This is a genomic window from Acinetobacter sp. ANC 3903, assembly GCF_002135315.1.
Taxonomy (GTDB): domain Bacteria; phylum Pseudomonadota; class Gammaproteobacteria; order Pseudomonadales; family Moraxellaceae; genus Acinetobacter.
The window spans coordinates 17115-33228 of the sequence record NZ_NEGA01000004.1 but is presented as its reverse complement, the minus strand read 5'-3'; the positions used below and the strand labels follow the sequence as shown (position 1 = coordinate 33228).

Here is a 16114-nt window from a genome sequence, read left to right as displayed (position 1 = left end):
CCACAGGTTGAGGATTTCTTTCTTATAGAATCAAAGCAATAACTATTGGAGACTCCACAATGAAAAGAATCGCGCTCCCCGTACTCACTTTTTTATCGGTGTTGGTCACGGCTTGTGGTGGTAGTGGATTTGAAGATCACTTCAACTCTTCTTTTGAGAAAACCTTTACCTTTGGTACGCAAACTTTTATTTGCCGCAGTGAAAAAGCGGCCAATGCCTGTGGTGGCGCAAATCAGGACTGTTCAGCCTGTGAGCTGGAATCACCTTCTTCAGTTGTTATTACTCAGCTATGTGCTCAACCTGGAGCAAATATCCATCAAGTGACGGTAAATGGCTGTGTGGCAAGACTGACCAATGATACCCAAACCGGACTTTGTACTTCGGAAGGATTAAGACTGCTTTCAGGAACCAATTTGACCAGGCAGCAAGTCGCTGCAGGGGCATTATTTCCTACAGGTAGCTTGAATATAACGGTCGGAAACCTGACTGAAACCATTCGCTGCAACTAAGTCGTGTATTTAAGCCGCATGAAATTTGTGATGCCACTGCTGATTGGCATGCTGTGTTTTGGATTGGGCTATTTTGTTGCCCCATCCAAGCCTGAATCTGAACCATCTGTTCCTGAGCATACTCAGGATATGGCTGTGGAAAATTTTATCCAGACTATTCAGCAAAACACGCAAGCGCAACCTGATAATCATCAGGTATTGCAGCAACAGCTGAAAAAACAGAAAACCCAAGTCAATAGTGTTATCGATCAGGCCACACCCGAGCAGATCGATAAGTATCTGTCGCAGGCTTTTCCGGATTATGATTTATCTGCTATCCACAACAAGCACGAGTTTGCCAAACGTCTGGTCGGTGAATTTGTCGATGCAAAAAATAATCCTAATGAAGCTATGACCGGTCAGGCCAACGTTACGGCGCAGCAACAATATATAACCAATAACGTGCTGCCGAGACAGATTTATGCCGGACAACAGCTTTTTGCCCATTTTGATACTTTAGGAAAAACGCCGAATAACCAGCAGGTTTTTGTTCGCTGGAGCAACCAGGCTACAGGTGAAGTGCTGTTTTTTATGCCGCAGCGCATCAGTGCCAATCGGGAACAGAACTGGGTCAGTTTTAATCCGGTAAAAGGCTGGAAAGTGGGGACATACGATGTTAAATATTATCAATTGAATGATCAGCTGGTGCCCATTGCCCAGACCAGTTTTAGAATCGATCAGATTATTGATTAAACTGATAAAAATATTTGAGCATCGTTAAATGAAAGATCTTTTTTCCAGCAATAGTTTGCGCTATAAGCAGGCCCGTCCGAGCTATTCCATCCAAATTGTCAAAGAAATTTTACGTCATGTACCAGAACGAACTTTTGCCTGGGATTGCGGCGCTGGCTCAGGTCAGTTTACCCAGCTTCTGGCTCCATATTTCGAGCATGTGCTGGCTACAGATATTAGCGAGGCTCAGTTACAACAAGCGCCTTATTTTGAAAATGTCAGCTATCAGGTACAAGCGGCAGAGCAGACCACTATTCCAGAGCAGTCCCTCGATTTGGTGACTGTGGCACAAGCGATTCACTGGTTTGACTTTGAGGCATTTTATAAAGAAATTAAACGGGTGCTTAAACCGCAAGGCGTGTTCGCTGCCATTGGTTATGGCCTCATTGAAGTACAGGATGCTGCGATTAACCGTTTGGTTCAGCAGCTGTATTTTGAAACCTTAAAAGGCTATTGGGACAGTGAACGCCGTTATATTGATGAGCTGTATCAAACCATTCCATTTCCTTTTCAGGAACAAACTGTACCGGAACTGCATTTACATTATCAGTGGACAGGACAGCAACTGCTCAGTTATTTGAAAACCTGGTCAGCGCTGAAACATTATCAGGATCACAACACGCATGATCCATTACAGCCGATTTCAGAGGCTTTGCAAGCTGCATCCGAACCCTTAGATGTAACATTTCCTGTACTTTTACGCGTTGGAATGCGAGAAAAATAAAGATTATGACGGAATTTTTATGTCAGCAGGGCAGCATAAGCAAGGGAAGATAAAAATCTGATTTATAGAAACATGATCCAGCGTAGAGCTTTTTTATCGACGCAGTTCTCCTGTTTTTTAAGTGGTGAAATGGGCAGCTTTTTTAACGAAAGTTAGAATGTCCTGCAAGACCATTAGTCAGGGCTAACTGGCTGAAAGGCGCATACGCTATACAATTACAGGTGTCGACGGTTGTTTGTTTACTTCAATTCATTGTTGAGTAGAACTGCCATGAACCTGCTAAAAAAATTGTCCTGTGCAATCGTAGCGATTGCCGGAAGTTTTTCCATTTCATCTACTTTTGCCGATATAGCTGATGCACCTGAATTAAGCCCCTTAACGGATTCGGAGTTAAGAGCTGAAGCCGAAACAGTACAGGTCATGTATGATCCACATGATCATCAACGAGAGAAAGCCTTGCAGCACCGGATTATGCAAATCCAAATGGATGCCCAGAATTTTGTGGTAGATCCTACTATTGTGATGACTATAGATCTGGTTCCTGAACCCCCTATGCCAGACATCAACAGTCTGCCATTGCCACTACAGCAATATGTTCTGGCCATTGCCCGGGGTTTGCAATCATCAGACCCACGAGAAGGCCTGTATGTACTGCTTGAGCCTTTTGGCATAAACCGTAATGCCGTGAATGTACAAATCGCTCGAGAACAAATTTCATTGGGTGTGTTGGAAAATACTCGGCGAAATTAAGCAATCAGGCTTTTGCTATATGTGTGAACAATACCAAACAGGAAGAGATACCCGTTTTTAATTCAGGATTTTTTAATCTGTATTAAGATACGTGACTTGCTTAAACCAGAAAGAAAAAAAGCTGCTGAAATAAAAAAAGATGCCAGCAGATGGCATCTTTTTTAGCGCTCATATGCGTTCAGGCAAGATTAAGCAGCAGATTTTTTAAACCAAGAGAAGAATGATTTTTTCTCAGCTTTTACTTCAGTTTTAACCGCATCCGCTTTTTCAGCAACAGCTTGTTTAACTTCAGTCGCTTTTTCTACAGTTGCATCTTTTGCTTCAGTGGTTGTTGTAACAGTCGCATCTTTCACTTCAACTGCTTTTTCTACCACAGCATCTTTCGCAGCTACAGTTTTTTCTACAGTTACATCTTTTGCTTGAGTGGTTTTAGCTACGGCAGTTTTTTTTGCTTGAGCAGTTTTAGTTACTATCGCATCTTTGGCAGCTACAGTTTTGTGCGCAGCAGCGTCTTTTGCTTGAACAGTTTTAGCAACAGTCGCTTGTTTTGCATCAGCAGCTTTTGCGACTACAACATCTTTGGCAGCTACAGTTTTGTGCGCAGCAGCGTCTTTTGCTTGAACAGTTTTAGCAACAGTCGCTTGTTTTGCGTCAGCAGCTTTTGCCACTACAGCATCTTTGGCAGCTACTGTTGTATGAGCAGCAGTTTTAGCTACGGCAGCAGTTTTTGCTTGAGTCGCAACAGCAGTGGTTTTAACAGCAGTCGCAGTTTTTGCAGCATCTGTTTTTACTTGTGCTTTTGCAGCAGCAACTTTAGCGGCTGGAGTTGTTTCTACAGCAGTAGCAGCCATAGCAGATGTAGTACCTGCAACTAAAGCGATCGCTACAGCAGTTTTAATAGTATTCATGTTGGTAAACTCAATAGTGAGAATAAAGAGGGTTTTTGTACTGGTTATTTTAACGCTCAAGATACTGACTTGTTTTAACAGAACGGTTCGGATGTGCTTGATTGTATGAATATTCCACTAAATTTACAGAGTGATAACATGATGTTGCAAATGGGTTACACTGCTTTGTGAGTTCTTAGTCCTATACGGGTTTGATTAAATAGAAACTGATATTTTTAATAATTGTAATGATTGGATTTTTCTTGGGCTTTACCGGGTAAAACGCTCATGCAGTTGAACACAGGAATCTTATTTTTTCAAACATGACAGTTTTGCAATAGGACTGTCATTTGCCGTTCAAATTCGGTTGCTAGATTAAAACAGTCGCAAAGATCACGACATGAAATCTAGGCAGGTGAGTCATGAAAACCCTACACGTTTTTGATGATATTCAGCATGTATACAGTGAATTTGTTGAAAATAAAAAATACCCGAAACTGGAAAGTCTGAACAATTGGGGTAAAAACCGTTTTTTCTTTAATCAATACTTTAAAATGATTGAAGACTGGCATCATACCGAGCAGATTGTGATTCAGTTTAATCAGCATTATTACAGTCTGGATACTGGTAGCGCCCCCGACTTTATGGATCAAGAAAAATATATCGAATGGTTGCGCGAACAACTGCTGCATTAAAAAAATATTTATCTCGCTTTTTAAAGTTTCCCAAAAAACTGTCCGTATCGGGCAGTTTTTTGCTTTTCTATAGGGTTTTTGGTTTGCCTGAATGGCATGTCGCTGGCTTATTTCAATCTGCTGCGGAACGGGCTATGCTAAAAACATAGATCATCAACTGATTGATTTCAGCCCGACCACCGATGCTTTGGAGCGCAGTCTTTTATGCAACAGCTTATTTGTTATAAAGAACTTCCTGTCTGGACACAGCAGAGTATTCCGCAAGGTTTTAAAAATCAGCACAATACCAAAGCCGGCACCTGGGCAAAACTGACGGTATTCAAGGGTGAGCTGCATTTTGCCATGCTGGATGAGTCGGGTAGCGTACAGTCTGAACATGTGTTTAGCCCAGAGCAGCAGCCTCCATTTATTGAACCGCAAGCGTGGCATAAAATTGTTTCTGCCAGTGATGATGTTGAATGTCAGCTGCAATTTTACTGTCTGCCACAGGATTACTTCACCAAAAAATATCAGCTTTCACCTACGCATTCGGAAATTTTAGCCGCTACGCCGTATTTACAAGGTGGCCGTGCCCTGGATGTCGGCTGCGGACAGGGACGTAATGCGCTGTATTTAAGTCAGCATGGTTTTGAGGTGGATGCCTGGGATGTCAATGAAAACAGCCTGCAAACCTTAAGACAAATTATCCAGAGCGAGCAGATTGATAATATCCAGGTGCAACAGCGTGATTTAAATGCAGACCCAAGTATTACCGGCCGTTATGACTTTATTTGCTGTACTGTGGTAATGATGTTTTTAGAAGCCCAAACGGTGAAACCGCTGATTGCGCAGATGCAACAAGCGACTGTTCCGGGAGGCTATAACCTGATTGTTTGTGCGATGGATACGGACGACCTTCCGGCACAGGCTGATTTTCCATTTGCCTTTAAGCCAGGGGAGCTAAGTGCTTTGTATGAAGGCTGGAAAATTGTCAAATACAATGAAAATGTCGGTGAGTTGCATCGTGTGGATGCACAGGGGAACCGGATTAAACAGCATTTTGCAACGTTGTTGGCGCAGAAGGTTGAATAAAAGATTTACCTTGGTCTAGCTTTCCAAATTTAAATCAGATGTTTTTAAACTAGGAAAATTAGCTTTTTTCTCAGTTTTTATCGCTGTTTCAGTAGTTTAGTCATGTTAAATCCAATAGGAGAAAAAGGAGGGAAGGGATAGAAATATGATACTCCTATGGAGCTTAACTGGCTGATGAATAGGATTTTAATGATTGAATATTCAATTAAATTTACAAAAGAGTAACAGTTATGCGCCGCTTCTCTATTTGTTATATAACTTTTTCCAAAATCTACTCTTAGTTAATTCTTTAGTAGAATTAGTTTTAAATAGATATAATTTAAAATTACTTTTGAAATAAATCATTTGGTTGGAAGAAGAATGGCTAAAAATGATCTAGCAATGCAACAACAATTATCAAAAAATCGCATGGAAGTGTCATTTGATACTTATGATTTAGCTGTAAGACAATTAGTTGATATGTTTCAAGAGAATACCTTAAGAATATCTCCAGAGTATCAGCGACATTTTGTTTGGGATGATGTAAGGCAATCTCAATTAATTGAATCTTTATTATTAGGAATCCCTGTACCAAGTTTATTTATGGCTACTAATAATGATTTTTCTTGGGAAGTAGTAGATGGACTACAACGTCTAACAACACTCATTAGATTCATAGGAGATAAAGAAGCTTTAAATTTACTAGCGAATAAAGGTAAAAATAAAATTTCATATACCCCATTAAAATTAACAGGTTTAGAAAAACTTACTGAGTTTAATGGTTTCTGTTTTACTGAGTTGCCTACTACTATACAAACTATGTTTAAACATAGACCTATCAAAGTCACTGTTCTAAATGATAAAAGTGATGAGGGCGTAAGGTATGATTTATTTGAAAGATTAAATACAGGAGGAATTATTTTAGAACCTCAAGAAATACGAAATTGCGTATATCAGGGTCCATTTAATGATTTATTAAAAGAATGTTCGAAAAACACCCACTTTAGAAATGTAGTTAAGTTAGGAGCTAAGTCCAAAGAATCAATGTATGAAGAAATGGTTTTAAGATTTTTTGCATATTTAGAATGGAAAGATAAATTTGTTCATGATGTGAAAGACTTTCTCAATGATTATATGAAATATCAAGTTACTAATACTTTTGACCAAGTTGCTTATAAGAAAATTTTTGAAGATACTTTTTTTATACTTGACTCATTACTTGAAGAAGGGATTGTAAGAGGTAATAGAAAAACTATTACACCCGTAGTTTTATTTGAGGCTATCAGTGTAGGAGTAGCCAGTCATTTGAAACACTCACAACAGTCAATAGATAAATTTAAATTGAATAATTTATTAAATGATGTAGAGCTAAAATCTTACACCACAGGTGCTACGAATAGTCAATCGAAGCTAAATAAGAGACTTGAATACGTATTGTCTAATTTAGTCTAGGCTGCACGAAATGTTGGAACAATCAAAAGCTACCTTAAGAGAATACTCTAATGAATCTTTAATTTTTATTCAAAAGATAAAAGAGTTAGAAGATAAATCATTAAGAGAGGGTGTTCAGCATGTAAGAGAATATTTGAATTCATTAAAAGGATTAGTTCCGGTTTATCTTTATGGTGTTATTGAAAAAACATTAACTGTTTTATTTAATGAGTTTTTCGATACGATAAAAAGTTACGATCTTTCATATGTTCAAATTTCAAGTGAATTATATCCATTTATATTTACTAATGAACTTAACTCTTTTAAATCGGTATCAATAGCAAAATCAAATAATTTATCTAAAATTGCTAAAATTTACGAGAAAATCCACCACGATGATAAAATTCTAGATCTAAAATTAGACTATATAAATCAAAACATTACTAACTGTTGGTCAAAGGTTTTAATTGATATCTATAATTTATTTAGTATAGATCTGGAAATGAATAGGCTTGATCAAATAGCTATAGATGAAATTGTGGAAAAAAGGAATGCTGTAGCTCATGGTCGAGAAAAACCTACAGTTGCTTATGTGAAAACTGCCAATGTAATAATTGAGCGACATGCTTTAGTTATTCGTATATTGGATAATTGTATACAAAAGCTTGAAACTTATTTAACAGATAAATTATATATTAAAGAAATTCTCAGACAAAGAACCCCGCAATAAGCGGGGTTTTTTATCTTAGTATTTAAGAATTAAACACGTTCGATAATCGTTGCGATACCTTGACCAAGACCGATACACATAGTCGCAAGACCGATTTGTGTATCTTGCTGTTCCATTACGTTCAGCAAAGTAGTCGTGATACGCGCACCAGAACAACCCAATGGGTGACCCAGTGCAATCGCACCACCGTTCAGGTTTACACGGTCTTGCTGGTCATAAATGCCTAAGCCTTTAAGAACCGACAAGCCTTGTGCAGCAAACGCTTCGTTCAATTCAAAAGTCTGAATATCAGAAATTGACAAGCCAGCACGTTTAAGCGCTTTTTGCGTTGCTGGAACCGGACCGTAACCCATGATTGCAGCATCACAGCCTGCAACCGCCATAGAGCGGATCACAGCACGTGGCTTAAGACCAAGCGCTTGCGCACGTTCAGCAGACATCAATAACATTGCAGAAGCACCATCAGACAACGCTGAAGATGTTGCAGCAGTTACCGTACCGCCTTTCGGGTCAAATGCTGGACGTAAAGCCTGGAATGCTTCAAGATTGGCATCTGGACGAATCACTTCGTCGATGTCGCACAGGATTTTGAAACCGTTTGCATCGTGACCTTCAACACCAATAATTTCGTTTTTGAAACGACCTTCTTGTGTTGCAGCCCAAGCGCGGCGGTGCGATTCAACACCGAACGCATCCTGTTCTTCACGGCTAATGCCGTTCATGCGACCTAACATTTCAGCGGTTAAGCCCATCATGTTAGATGCTTTCGCATAATGCTTAGACGCTTCCGGGTTAAGGTCGATGCCATGCATCATACCTACGTGGCCCATGTGTTCAACACCACCAATGATGAAGATATCACCCTGATTCGTTGCAATTTGCGCCGCAGCCGTGTGGATGGCCTGCATAGAAGAACCACACAGACGGTTGACTGTTTGGCCTGCCACAGTTTTAGGCAAGTCAGCCAATAAGCCAATGTTACGGGCAATGTTCATGCCTTGTTCAAGCGTCTGGTTGACACAGCCCCAGATCAGGTCTTCAACTTCGTTGACATCAAACTGGTTACGAGCAACCAATGTGCGAACTAATTCAGCAGATAAGCTGTCAGCACGTACATTGCGGAACATACCGTTTTTGGTTTTACCCATTGCTGAACGTACGCCATCAACGATGACAACGTCACGCGGATTTAAAGTAGCCATTCACGTTGCTCCTTAACCGTAGAATTTTTTGTTGTTAGCAGCCATGTCACGCAACATTTGTGGCGCTTCATAAGCCTTACCTAAGTGTGCATATTTGTCGCAAAGTGCAACGTATTCAGCAACACCTGTTTGGTCGATGTAACGTGCAGGGCCGCCACGGAATGGAGGGAAACCAACACCCATGATCATCGCCATATCTGCTTCAGAAGCAGTTGCTACAATGTTGTCTTCCAGGCAACGAACAGTTTCGTTACAGAAAGCCAGCATCATACGGTCAATAATTTCCTGAGCGTCAAATTCACGTTTTTCCGCAGTTGCAACAGATGCAACAAGCTCATACGCAGTTGGATCAACCACTTTGGCTTTTTTGCCTTTACGGTCAAGTTCATACTTGTAGAAACCAACGTCATTCTTTTGACCCAGACGTTTTGCTTCGTACATGGTTTGAATCGAACCTTTGAAGTCCGGTTTCATACGGTCAGGGAAGCCTTCAGCCATCACTTCTGCACCGTGAACGCCAGTGTCGATACCGACAACGTCCATAAGGTAAGCAGGACCCATAGGCCAGCCGAATTTTTCCATCACTTTATCGATTTGCTGGAAGTCCGCACCGTCTTTAAGTAGAAGGTCAAATGCACCGAAGTAAGGGAACAATACGCGGTTTACCAGGAAGCCCGGGCAGTCGTTCACTACGATTGGTGTTTTACCCATTTTCTGAGCAAGAACAACAGTGGTCGCAATCGCTTCAGCAGAAGTCTTCTCACCACGAATCACTTCTACCAATGGCATCATGTGAACAGGGTTAAAGAAGTGCATACCAACGAAGTTTTCAGGACGTTGCAGGTTTTCAGCCAAACGTGTGATTGAAATCGTAGATGTATTTGATGCAATGATCGTGTTTTCGCGAACGTTTTTCTCGGTTTCAGCAAGTACGATACCCTTCACTTTAGGGTTTTCCGTTACTGCTTCAATCACGATGTCCACTTCTTTAAACTCGTCATAGCTTAAAGTCGGGCGAATGCGCGCAAGAGTTTCACCCATTTTTGCAGGGGTCATTTTCTTGCGTTCAACTTGCTTGGTCAGTAAACCGTTTGCTTCTTTCATACCCAAAGCAAGTTGCGGATTACCAATGTCTTTCATGATGATTGGTGTGCCTTTGCTTGCCGCCTGGTAAGCAATACCGCCACCCATGATACCTGCACCAAGTACAGCTGCCTGGTTGACAGGATGCGCACCTTTTTCATAGCGCTTAGAGGTTTTCTTCACGATCTGGTCGTTGATGAATAAACCGATCAACGCGCCTGCTTGTGGTGTTACTGCAGCTTTTGCAAAACCTTCAGCTTCAAATTTCAATGCTTCGTTACGTGGAAGGCTTGCACCTGCCTGTAATGAATCAAGAAGAAGTTTAGGCGCAGGGTATTGCGCAGGGTTTGCTTTTGCAAGAACCGCACCTTTTGCTGAGTTGAATGCCATCATTTGCTCAAGCATGTTCAACTTAACAGGGTCAAGTTTTTCCTGGCGTTTAGCTTTCCAGTCCAAACGGCCAGCAATTGCTTGTTTTACCAGGTCAATCGCAGCGTCTTGTAGTTTGTCCGCAGCAACCACAGCATCAACAGCACCATCTTTCAGCGCAGCAGCAGGTTTTTTAGGATTAGCCATCGCCATCCATTCAACCGCGTTGTCGATACCGATTACACGGCTTAAACGAACCGTACCACCGAAGCCAGGGAAGATACCGAGTTTGATTTCAGGAAGACCGACTTGAGCCGCTTCTGACATTACACGGTAGTCACACACCAGGCACATTTCAAAGCCGCCGCCCAATGCCATACCATTGATTGCAGCAACTTTAGGAATCTCTAAATCTTCAAATGCATTGAAGATGCCGTGAACAGGCAATGCCCAATCCACAATCGCTTGTTCGCCTTGTGCGAAGTTTTCACCGAATTCAGTGATGTCAGCGCCAACGATAAATGTTGATTTAGCTGAGGTAACGATTAAACCTTTTACTTCGCTATTTGCTTTAACCGCTTCAATTGCAGCTTTAAAATCTTCAATTGTTGCACGGTTAAATTTGTTGACCGACTCACCTTGTAAGTCAAAGCGGAATTCTGCAATTCCGTCCGAAAGCATTTGGACGGTAATGGCATTGCCAGCGTGGATCATGCCTGATCTCCTTTATTTTGGAGGACTTCTAAGTTGATGTTGTGAAGCGTGTACGCAATTTCAGCGTACATTTATGCTTCGCCAATCTTACGATAACTATATCCAAAAAGAACATAACAAGTTGTATCAAGCCGTGACGCAAGGGTCATCAATTTTTTTTCAACAAACCCTTGTAGTGGGCAGCTTTATTTTTACTGTGCTGGGTAAAAATGTGATGAACTTTTTGTTTAAATTAGGATTTTTTAATAATTTCGTGACTATTTATATCCGGGCTAAGTACCGGATTTCAAGTTTTTTATGGCTTTGTTTTGGTCAAAAAGGTCAATTGAGCTAAATTTAGCGCTCAGTCAAGTCATGCTTGTGGCAAGGTTTTAAGCAAAAGATTGCAAATAGCAGCGCTGATGCGTATTTCATTGAAATAAAAGTGAACGCAGTTTGCAGTCAAATACGCTGCCGAATGTCTGACTGCATAGAGAGTTTAGCCGGGTATGTAGAAGGCTATTTAGAAGGCTATTCAGAAGCTTATTCAGCTTGAATCATCAATTGACCATCAGCAAAATTCACCGTGAGCTGAGCTTTTTCAGGATAATTTAAAAAGTAAATGGCCAGAATCGGTTCCAGTTCAGTTCGCATTCTGCGGGCTAAATGGCGTGCGCCAAAACGGATATCATGACCTTTATAGAAGTGGGTTTTGGCTGCATCGGTTAAAATCACCGCACGCTTTTGATGCTGCAAGCGTTGATTGAGTTTTTCCAGTTCAATCTCCACCAGTTTTGGCAGGGCATTCTCCTGAACGGCGTGATAGTGCAGAGTGCGATCAATCCGGTTTAAAAACTCGGGATCGAATTTTCTAAACATGACTTTTTCAATGATGGTTTTGGTCGGCACTTTTTTCAGACAGAGATCCTGCATTTTCTGAGGTAGAAAATTCAGTTTGTCCAGATATTGCTGCGCAGCTTGTGCCCCGACATTACTGGTCATAAAGATCATGCAGTTACGGAAGTCGATGGTTTTGGTGCCGGAGGTCAAGATCAGTTTGCCAGTATCGAGTACATTCATTAGGCCACGAATCACTTCTGTGGAAGCTTTTTCCAGCTCATCAAACAGTACAATCCCCGGGCGGGTATGACTGCCGGCAATCGCTGTTTCATCAAACAGGCTATGACCTTCTTTCGAGCCGACATAACCCGGAGGTGCGCCGGTAATGGCTGCCGCATAATGTTCCTGTGCCAGAGTGTTCATGTCGATGCGGCAAAAGGCATCCGGACGGCCATAAATAGCCTCAGAAATTAAGCGTACCGTTTCGGTCTTGCCTACACCGGTTGGACCAAGCATTAAGGTCACGGACAATGGACGTTCGGGACTGGAAAAATCGGCTTTGACCACATGCAGCATTTTTTCAATTTCATGCAGTGCCGCATCCTGTCCAATAATGCGCTGCTTCAACAGCTGCATGACTTTAAGCGGTTCAAAATGAAAACGCGACTTGCCAATCAGTTTATCTTTTTCAGATATGCTATGCGTTGAAGGAGTTGGCTTGACGATATGCATGGCGTGATTGGGAGTCGTCATTCAGTTTGATCCAAATTGTTCAGATGGCTTGAGCATAGCAAAATACGTGCAATTTACTTATAGCTTTTAGCAATCAGGTGATTGCTGGAACTTTGTATGATCGCGATAAAAACAGGGCATTGGCTTGAAAATGGCGTGAAAACCATCACATCATGTAGCAAAGCAAAGACAATTGTACTAAGGCTGAATGTGAACGAAAACGCACGAGAACATATTGAAAAGATTTTAGCCCATATGACCACTTTACCGGGCGTGTACCGCATGTTGGGTAAGGACGGCGAACTGTTGTATGTCGGCAAGGCCAAAAATCTGAAAAACCGTGTGTCCAGCTACTTCGTGAAAACCATTGAACATCCCAAGACTCAGGCTTTGGTGGCGCGGATTTATGATATTGAAACGCTGGTGGTGCGTTCGGAAACCGAAGCCTTATTACTTGAACAGAACCTGATCAAGCTGCATCGTCCGCCTTATAACATCATGCTGCGCGATGATAAATCCTACGTTTATATCTTTGTTTCCAGTGACAAGCCTTATCCGCGCATTGCTTCAGGGCGAGGCAAAGGCAAGCATCAGGTGGGCAAGTTTTTTGGGCCTTATCCCAGTGCCTATAATGCCCGCGATACCTTGGTGGTACTGCAAAAACTGTTTAATGTGCGGCAGTGTGAAAACAGCTATTTTGCCCAGCGCAAACGTCCCTGTTTGCAGTACCAAATTAAACGCTGTACCGCGCCTTGTGTGGGGCTGATTTCGCCTGAAGATTATCAGGAAGATGTCAATAACTCGATTCGCTTTTTACAGGGAGATACCAAAGAGCTGAATCAAGAACTGATTGCCAAAATGGAAGCGGCAGCAGAAGCACTGGAATTTGAAAAAGCGGTATTTTATCGTGACCGTATGGCGCTGCTGCGCGATGTGCAGTCGCAACAGGCGATTTATAAACTCAAGGGCGAGGCCGATATTCTGGCCATTGCCTATCATGCCGGGGTGACTTGCGTGCAAATCATGCATGTACGTAATGGCAAAATGCTCGGTGGTAAAAGTTATTTCCCGGATATGTTAGGTGATGATCTGGGACAGATGCTGTCTGACTTCATGGCGAACTTTTATTTTCAGGTGGCCGATGAAGTGCCTGCCGAGCTGATTGTGAATGTTGAAATTCCGGATCGCAAAGAGCTGGAACAGGCACTGCAACAGGAATTCGGCAAGAAAGTACAGATTAAGCACAATGTTCGGGAAACCCGGGCCGAATGGCTGGAACTGGCCAATATGAATGTGCAGCATGCCATTAAAGGGCAGCTGGCCAACCATTTTGAACTGAATGAACGCTTTCATCAGCTGGAACAGGTGGTGGGACGTCCGATTGACCGGATTGAATGCTTTGATATCTCGCATACCATGGGTGAAGCCACTATTGCGTCCTGTGTGGTATTTGATTCGGGCGGTGCACGGAAACGTGATTATCGCCAGTTTTCCATTGATGATATTACCGGCGGTGATGATTATGCAGCCATGCGCCAAGCGCTGACCCGTCGCTATAAAAAAGCCATGTTGCCAGATTTGCTGCTGATTGATGGCGGTAAAGGGCAATTGCATATGGCGATGCAAGTGATGCAGGAGCTAGGATTGGATGCCTTTATGGTCGGAGTATCCAAAGGCGAGGGGCGTAAACCCGGCCTGGAAACTTTACATTTTACCGATGGCACAAAAATCCAGTTACCTGAAGACCATAAAGCGCTGCATCTGATTCAGCAGGTACGCGATGAAGCGCACCGTTTTGCCATTACCAAACACCGTGCCAAACGCGACAAGAAACGTGGCTCATCGGTACTGGAAGTAATTCCGGGTCTTGGCCCCAAGCGCCGTCGTGATCTGCTGACTCATTTTGGCGGCATTCAGGGGGTACTGAAAGCCTCGGAAAATGACTTGAAGCTGGTACCCGGCCTTGGAGACGTGATGGCCAGAACAATTTATAAGGTGCTGCATGAATAAATGCAGGCAAATTGGCCAAAGTGCTCACTGACGCTTGAGTCATTGATCATTCACAACACTTAAAAATAAGTGAAAGATAGAGTCAGTCAAAAAATCCAAAGGACGAAGGATGTCACTGCGCCAATTATTTACAGCAATTGAACAGGATGAATGGGCCAATATTCCCGAAGGCTGGTTACAGGGGCGCACCATTTATGGAGGACTGGTGGCCGGGATGATGATGCACAAGGCATTGCTCGCCGTTGCAGATGCGGAAAAACAGTTATTAAGCACCAGCGTAACCTTTGTTGGTCCTGTGCAAATGGCACCGGTTCGATTAAGCGCTGAAATCTTGCGTCAAGGCAAGTCTGTGACCACGGTCGAAGTGCGACTCTGGCAGGATGATGTGGTGCAAAGTATTTTGATTGCCAGTTTTGGTACCCAGCGCCAGTCGGCGATTTCGGTACAACAGGAACGCATTGCACCAGAGTTTCCGGCACCTGAGCAATTAAATATTGCGGTACATCATCCTCTAGCGCCGGAATGTTTTGACCAGATGGACCTGGTCTGGGTAGATGGGCAGTATCCATGCACTGGAAGTGTGAAGCCTGATTTTAGTGGCTGGATGCGGTTTAATCCGGATCTGCATGAGAATCGGGAAATGACGATTGCCGATTTGATGGTGGCCTTTGATATGTGGCCTCCCGGGGTCCTGCCGATGTTTAGCAGCATGGCGCCAGCCAGTTCGCTGACCTGGCATGTGACCTATGTGCATCCTTTAAAAAATCAGTTGCAAGATTGGTTTAAATATAAAGTATTTACCGATTATGCCGCAGATGGTTATTCCACTGAATATGCCCATCTTTGGGATGCAGAAAATAGGCTGATTGCGATTTCCAGACAGACAGTTACCGTGTTTTCCTAGTGACACTTTAGGGCAATTCGTATAAAGTGACTCTAATTAACGATGAATCAATCCTCAAAATATGTGTGGTTTTTCATTGTACATACAGGGGAAAAATTGGCGGTGTCTATGACTACAGGTCGCATCCTGAATATTCCGAATATCTTGACTTTGGCGCGTATCGCTTTAATACCCGTTTTCTTGCTGGTGGCATATTGGCCACCTGCAGTTGGTGATGTAGGTCATGATACAAATATGACTCGTCACATTATTTTAACGGCCATTTTTGTGATTGCTGCAGTAACCGACTGGTTCGATGGCTATTTGGCGCGCTCACTCAACCAAACATCTGCATTTGGCCGGTTTTTAGATCCTGTAGCCGATAAGCTCATGGTTGCGGCTGCCCTGATTGTTCTGGTGCAATGGCAACCGAGCATATCTATGGCTTTTGCAGCGATTGTGATTATTTCACGTGAAATTACAGTATCTGCCTTACGTGAGTGGATGGCCGAGCTGGGGGCGCGTACCAGTGTTGCTGTATCCACCGTGGGTAAATATAAAACAGCTTTCCAGATGATTGCGATTTCGGTGTTTTTACTGAATTGGCAACCGTTTGAAATGTTGGCTTATGCATTGCTTTACACTGCGGTGATTTTGACCTTATGGTCAATGTTTATCTATTTAAAAGCTGCCTGGCCTTATTTAAAACAGCCTTGAGTTTAGCTTTAAAAAATTTAAAAACGTCCTTGATGGGC

At 42.6% G+C, this 16114-nt stretch carries 15 protein-coding genes; 11 read left to right on the top strand and 4 right to left on the bottom strand.

The window, feature by feature from the left end; translation table 11 throughout:
- Positions 1-59 precede the first annotated feature (59 nt).
- The 4 genes from B9T29_RS03695 to B9T29_RS03680 all read left to right on the top strand — a co-directional run bounded on the left by B9T29_RS03695 (position 60) and on the right by B9T29_RS03680 (position 2754).
- Positions 60-509, top strand: a complete 450-nt coding sequence (locus tag B9T29_RS03695; protein WP_086174629.1) for a hypothetical protein — start codon at positions 60-62, stop codon at positions 507-509.
- Positions 510-539: 30 nt separating this feature from the next.
- Entirely contained in the window at positions 540-1241 is a 702-nt protein-coding gene (locus B9T29_RS03690) for a hypothetical protein (RefSeq protein WP_086174628.1), read from the top strand.
- A gap of 28 nt (positions 1242-1269) precedes the next feature.
- On the top strand, positions 1270-2004 hold the full coding sequence (locus tag B9T29_RS03685) for a class I SAM-dependent methyltransferase (protein WP_086174627.1): 735 nt from the start codon (positions 1270-1272) through the stop codon (positions 2002-2004).
- A gap of 270 nt (positions 2005-2274) precedes the next feature.
- Positions 2275-2754 carry a hypothetical protein gene (locus B9T29_RS03680; RefSeq protein ID WP_086174626.1) on the top strand — a complete coding sequence of 160 codons (480 nt, stop codon included), beginning with the start codon at positions 2275-2277 and terminating at the stop codon, positions 2752-2754.
- 188 nt (positions 2755-2942) lie between these two features.
- On the opposite strand, the gene B9T29_RS03675 is transcribed toward B9T29_RS03680, so the two are convergent.
- Entirely contained in the window at positions 2943-3662 is a 720-nt protein-coding gene (locus B9T29_RS03675) for a hypothetical protein (RefSeq protein WP_086174625.1), read from the bottom strand.
- Positions 3663-4063: 401 nt separating this feature from the next.
- On the opposite strand from B9T29_RS03675, the gene B9T29_RS03670 reads away from it, so the two are divergent.
- From B9T29_RS03670 to B9T29_RS03655, 4 genes are all read left to right on the top strand, one after another.
- Complete coding sequence (locus tag B9T29_RS03670) at positions 4064-4336, top strand: hypothetical protein (protein ID WP_086174624.1); 273 nt, start codon at positions 4064-4066, stop codon at positions 4334-4336.
- 204 nt (positions 4337-4540) lie between these two features.
- Positions 4541-5407, top strand: a complete 867-nt coding sequence (gene tehB, locus B9T29_RS03665) for an SAM-dependent methyltransferase TehB (RefSeq protein WP_086174623.1) — start codon at positions 4541-4543, stop codon at positions 5405-5407.
- A 360-nt stretch (positions 5408-5767) separates the two neighbouring features.
- On the top strand, positions 5768-6838 hold the full coding sequence (locus B9T29_RS03660; RefSeq protein WP_086174622.1) for a DUF262 domain-containing protein: 1071 nt from the start codon (positions 5768-5770) through the stop codon (positions 6836-6838).
- A 10-nt stretch (positions 6839-6848) separates the two neighbouring features.
- Entirely contained in the window at positions 6849-7547 is a 699-nt protein-coding gene (locus tag B9T29_RS03655; protein ID WP_086174621.1) for an MAE_28990/MAE_18760 family HEPN-like nuclease, read from the top strand.
- Between the two features lie 29 nt (positions 7548-7576).
- Here B9T29_RS03655 and fadA read toward each other — a convergent pair whose 3' ends face one another.
- From fadA to B9T29_RS03635, 3 genes are all read right to left on the bottom strand, one after another.
- Entirely contained in the window at positions 7577-8749 is a 1173-nt protein-coding gene (fadA, locus tag B9T29_RS03650; protein WP_086174620.1) for an acetyl-CoA C-acyltransferase FadA, read from the bottom strand.
- Positions 8750-8761: 12 nt separating this feature from the next.
- Complete coding sequence (gene fadB, locus B9T29_RS03645; RefSeq protein WP_086174619.1) at positions 8762-10915, bottom strand: fatty acid oxidation complex subunit alpha FadB; 2154 nt, start codon at positions 10913-10915, stop codon at positions 8762-8764.
- Positions 10916-11437: 522 nt separating this feature from the next.
- Entirely contained in the window at positions 11438-12487 is a 1050-nt protein-coding gene (locus tag B9T29_RS03635) for an AAA family ATPase (RefSeq protein ID WP_086174617.1), read from the bottom strand.
- 189 nt (positions 12488-12676) lie between these two features.
- On the opposite strand from B9T29_RS03635, the gene uvrC reads away from it, so the two are divergent.
- The 3 genes from uvrC (at position 12677) to pgsA (ending at position 16076) form a co-directional block, all read left to right on the top strand.
- Positions 12677-14476 (top strand): excinuclease ABC subunit UvrC, encoded by a 1800-nt coding sequence (gene uvrC / locus B9T29_RS03630; RefSeq protein WP_086174778.1) that lies wholly within the window; start codon positions 12677-12679, stop codon positions 14474-14476.
- 109 nt (positions 14477-14585) lie between these two features.
- Positions 14586-15380, top strand: coding sequence for a thioesterase family protein (locus tag B9T29_RS03625; RefSeq protein WP_086174616.1), 795 nt, complete (start codon positions 14586-14588; stop codon positions 15378-15380).
- A gap of 108 nt (positions 15381-15488) precedes the next feature.
- Positions 15489-16076 (top strand): CDP-diacylglycerol--glycerol-3-phosphate 3-phosphatidyltransferase, encoded by a 588-nt coding sequence (gene pgsA / locus B9T29_RS03620; RefSeq protein ID WP_086174615.1) that lies wholly within the window; start codon positions 15489-15491, stop codon positions 16074-16076.
- The last annotated feature ends 38 nt before the right edge of the window (positions 16077-16114 follow it).

What these genes read in the sequence shown, in the direction of transcription:
- tehB (WP_086174623.1), top strand. Translation starts at nt 4,541, where the DNA reads ATGCAACAGCTTATTTGTTATAAAGAACTTCCTGTCTGGACACAGCAG.
- B9T29_RS03635 (WP_086174617.1), bottom strand. Translation starts at nt 12,487, where the DNA reads ATGACGACTCCCAATCACGCCATGCATATCGTCAAGCCAACTCCTTCA.
- pgsA (WP_086174615.1), top strand. Translation starts at nt 15,489, where the DNA reads ATGACTACAGGTCGCATCCTGAATATTCCGAATATCTTGACTTTGGCG.
- B9T29_RS03675 (WP_086174625.1), bottom strand. Translation starts at nt 3,662, where the DNA reads ATGAATACTATTAAAACTGCTGTAGCGATCGCTTTAGTTGCAGGTACT.
- B9T29_RS03680 (WP_086174626.1), top strand. Translation starts at nt 2,275, where the DNA reads ATGAACCTGCTAAAAAAATTGTCCTGTGCAATCGTAGCGATTGCCGGA.
- fadA (WP_086174620.1), bottom strand. Translation starts at nt 8,749, where the DNA reads ATGGCTACTTTAAATCCGCGTGACGTTGTCATCGTTGATGGCGTACGT.
- fadB (WP_086174619.1), bottom strand. Translation starts at nt 10,915, where the DNA reads ATGATCCACGCTGGCAATGCCATTACCGTCCAAATGCTTTCGGACGGA.
- B9T29_RS03660 (WP_086174622.1), top strand. Translation starts at nt 5,768, where the DNA reads ATGGCTAAAAATGATCTAGCAATGCAACAACAATTATCAAAAAATCGC.
- B9T29_RS03695 (WP_086174629.1), top strand. Translation starts at nt 60, where the DNA reads ATGAAAAGAATCGCGCTCCCCGTACTCACTTTTTTATCGGTGTTGGTC.
- B9T29_RS03670 (WP_086174624.1), top strand. Translation starts at nt 4,064, where the DNA reads ATGAAAACCCTACACGTTTTTGATGATATTCAGCATGTATACAGTGAA.
- B9T29_RS03690 (WP_086174628.1), top strand. Translation starts at nt 540, where the DNA reads ATGCCACTGCTGATTGGCATGCTGTGTTTTGGATTGGGCTATTTTGTT.
- B9T29_RS03625 (WP_086174616.1), top strand. Translation starts at nt 14,586, where the DNA reads ATGTCACTGCGCCAATTATTTACAGCAATTGAACAGGATGAATGGGCC.
- B9T29_RS03685 (WP_086174627.1), top strand. Translation starts at nt 1,270, where the DNA reads ATGAAAGATCTTTTTTCCAGCAATAGTTTGCGCTATAAGCAGGCCCGT.
- B9T29_RS03655 (WP_086174621.1), top strand. Translation starts at nt 6,849, where the DNA reads ATGTTGGAACAATCAAAAGCTACCTTAAGAGAATACTCTAATGAATCT.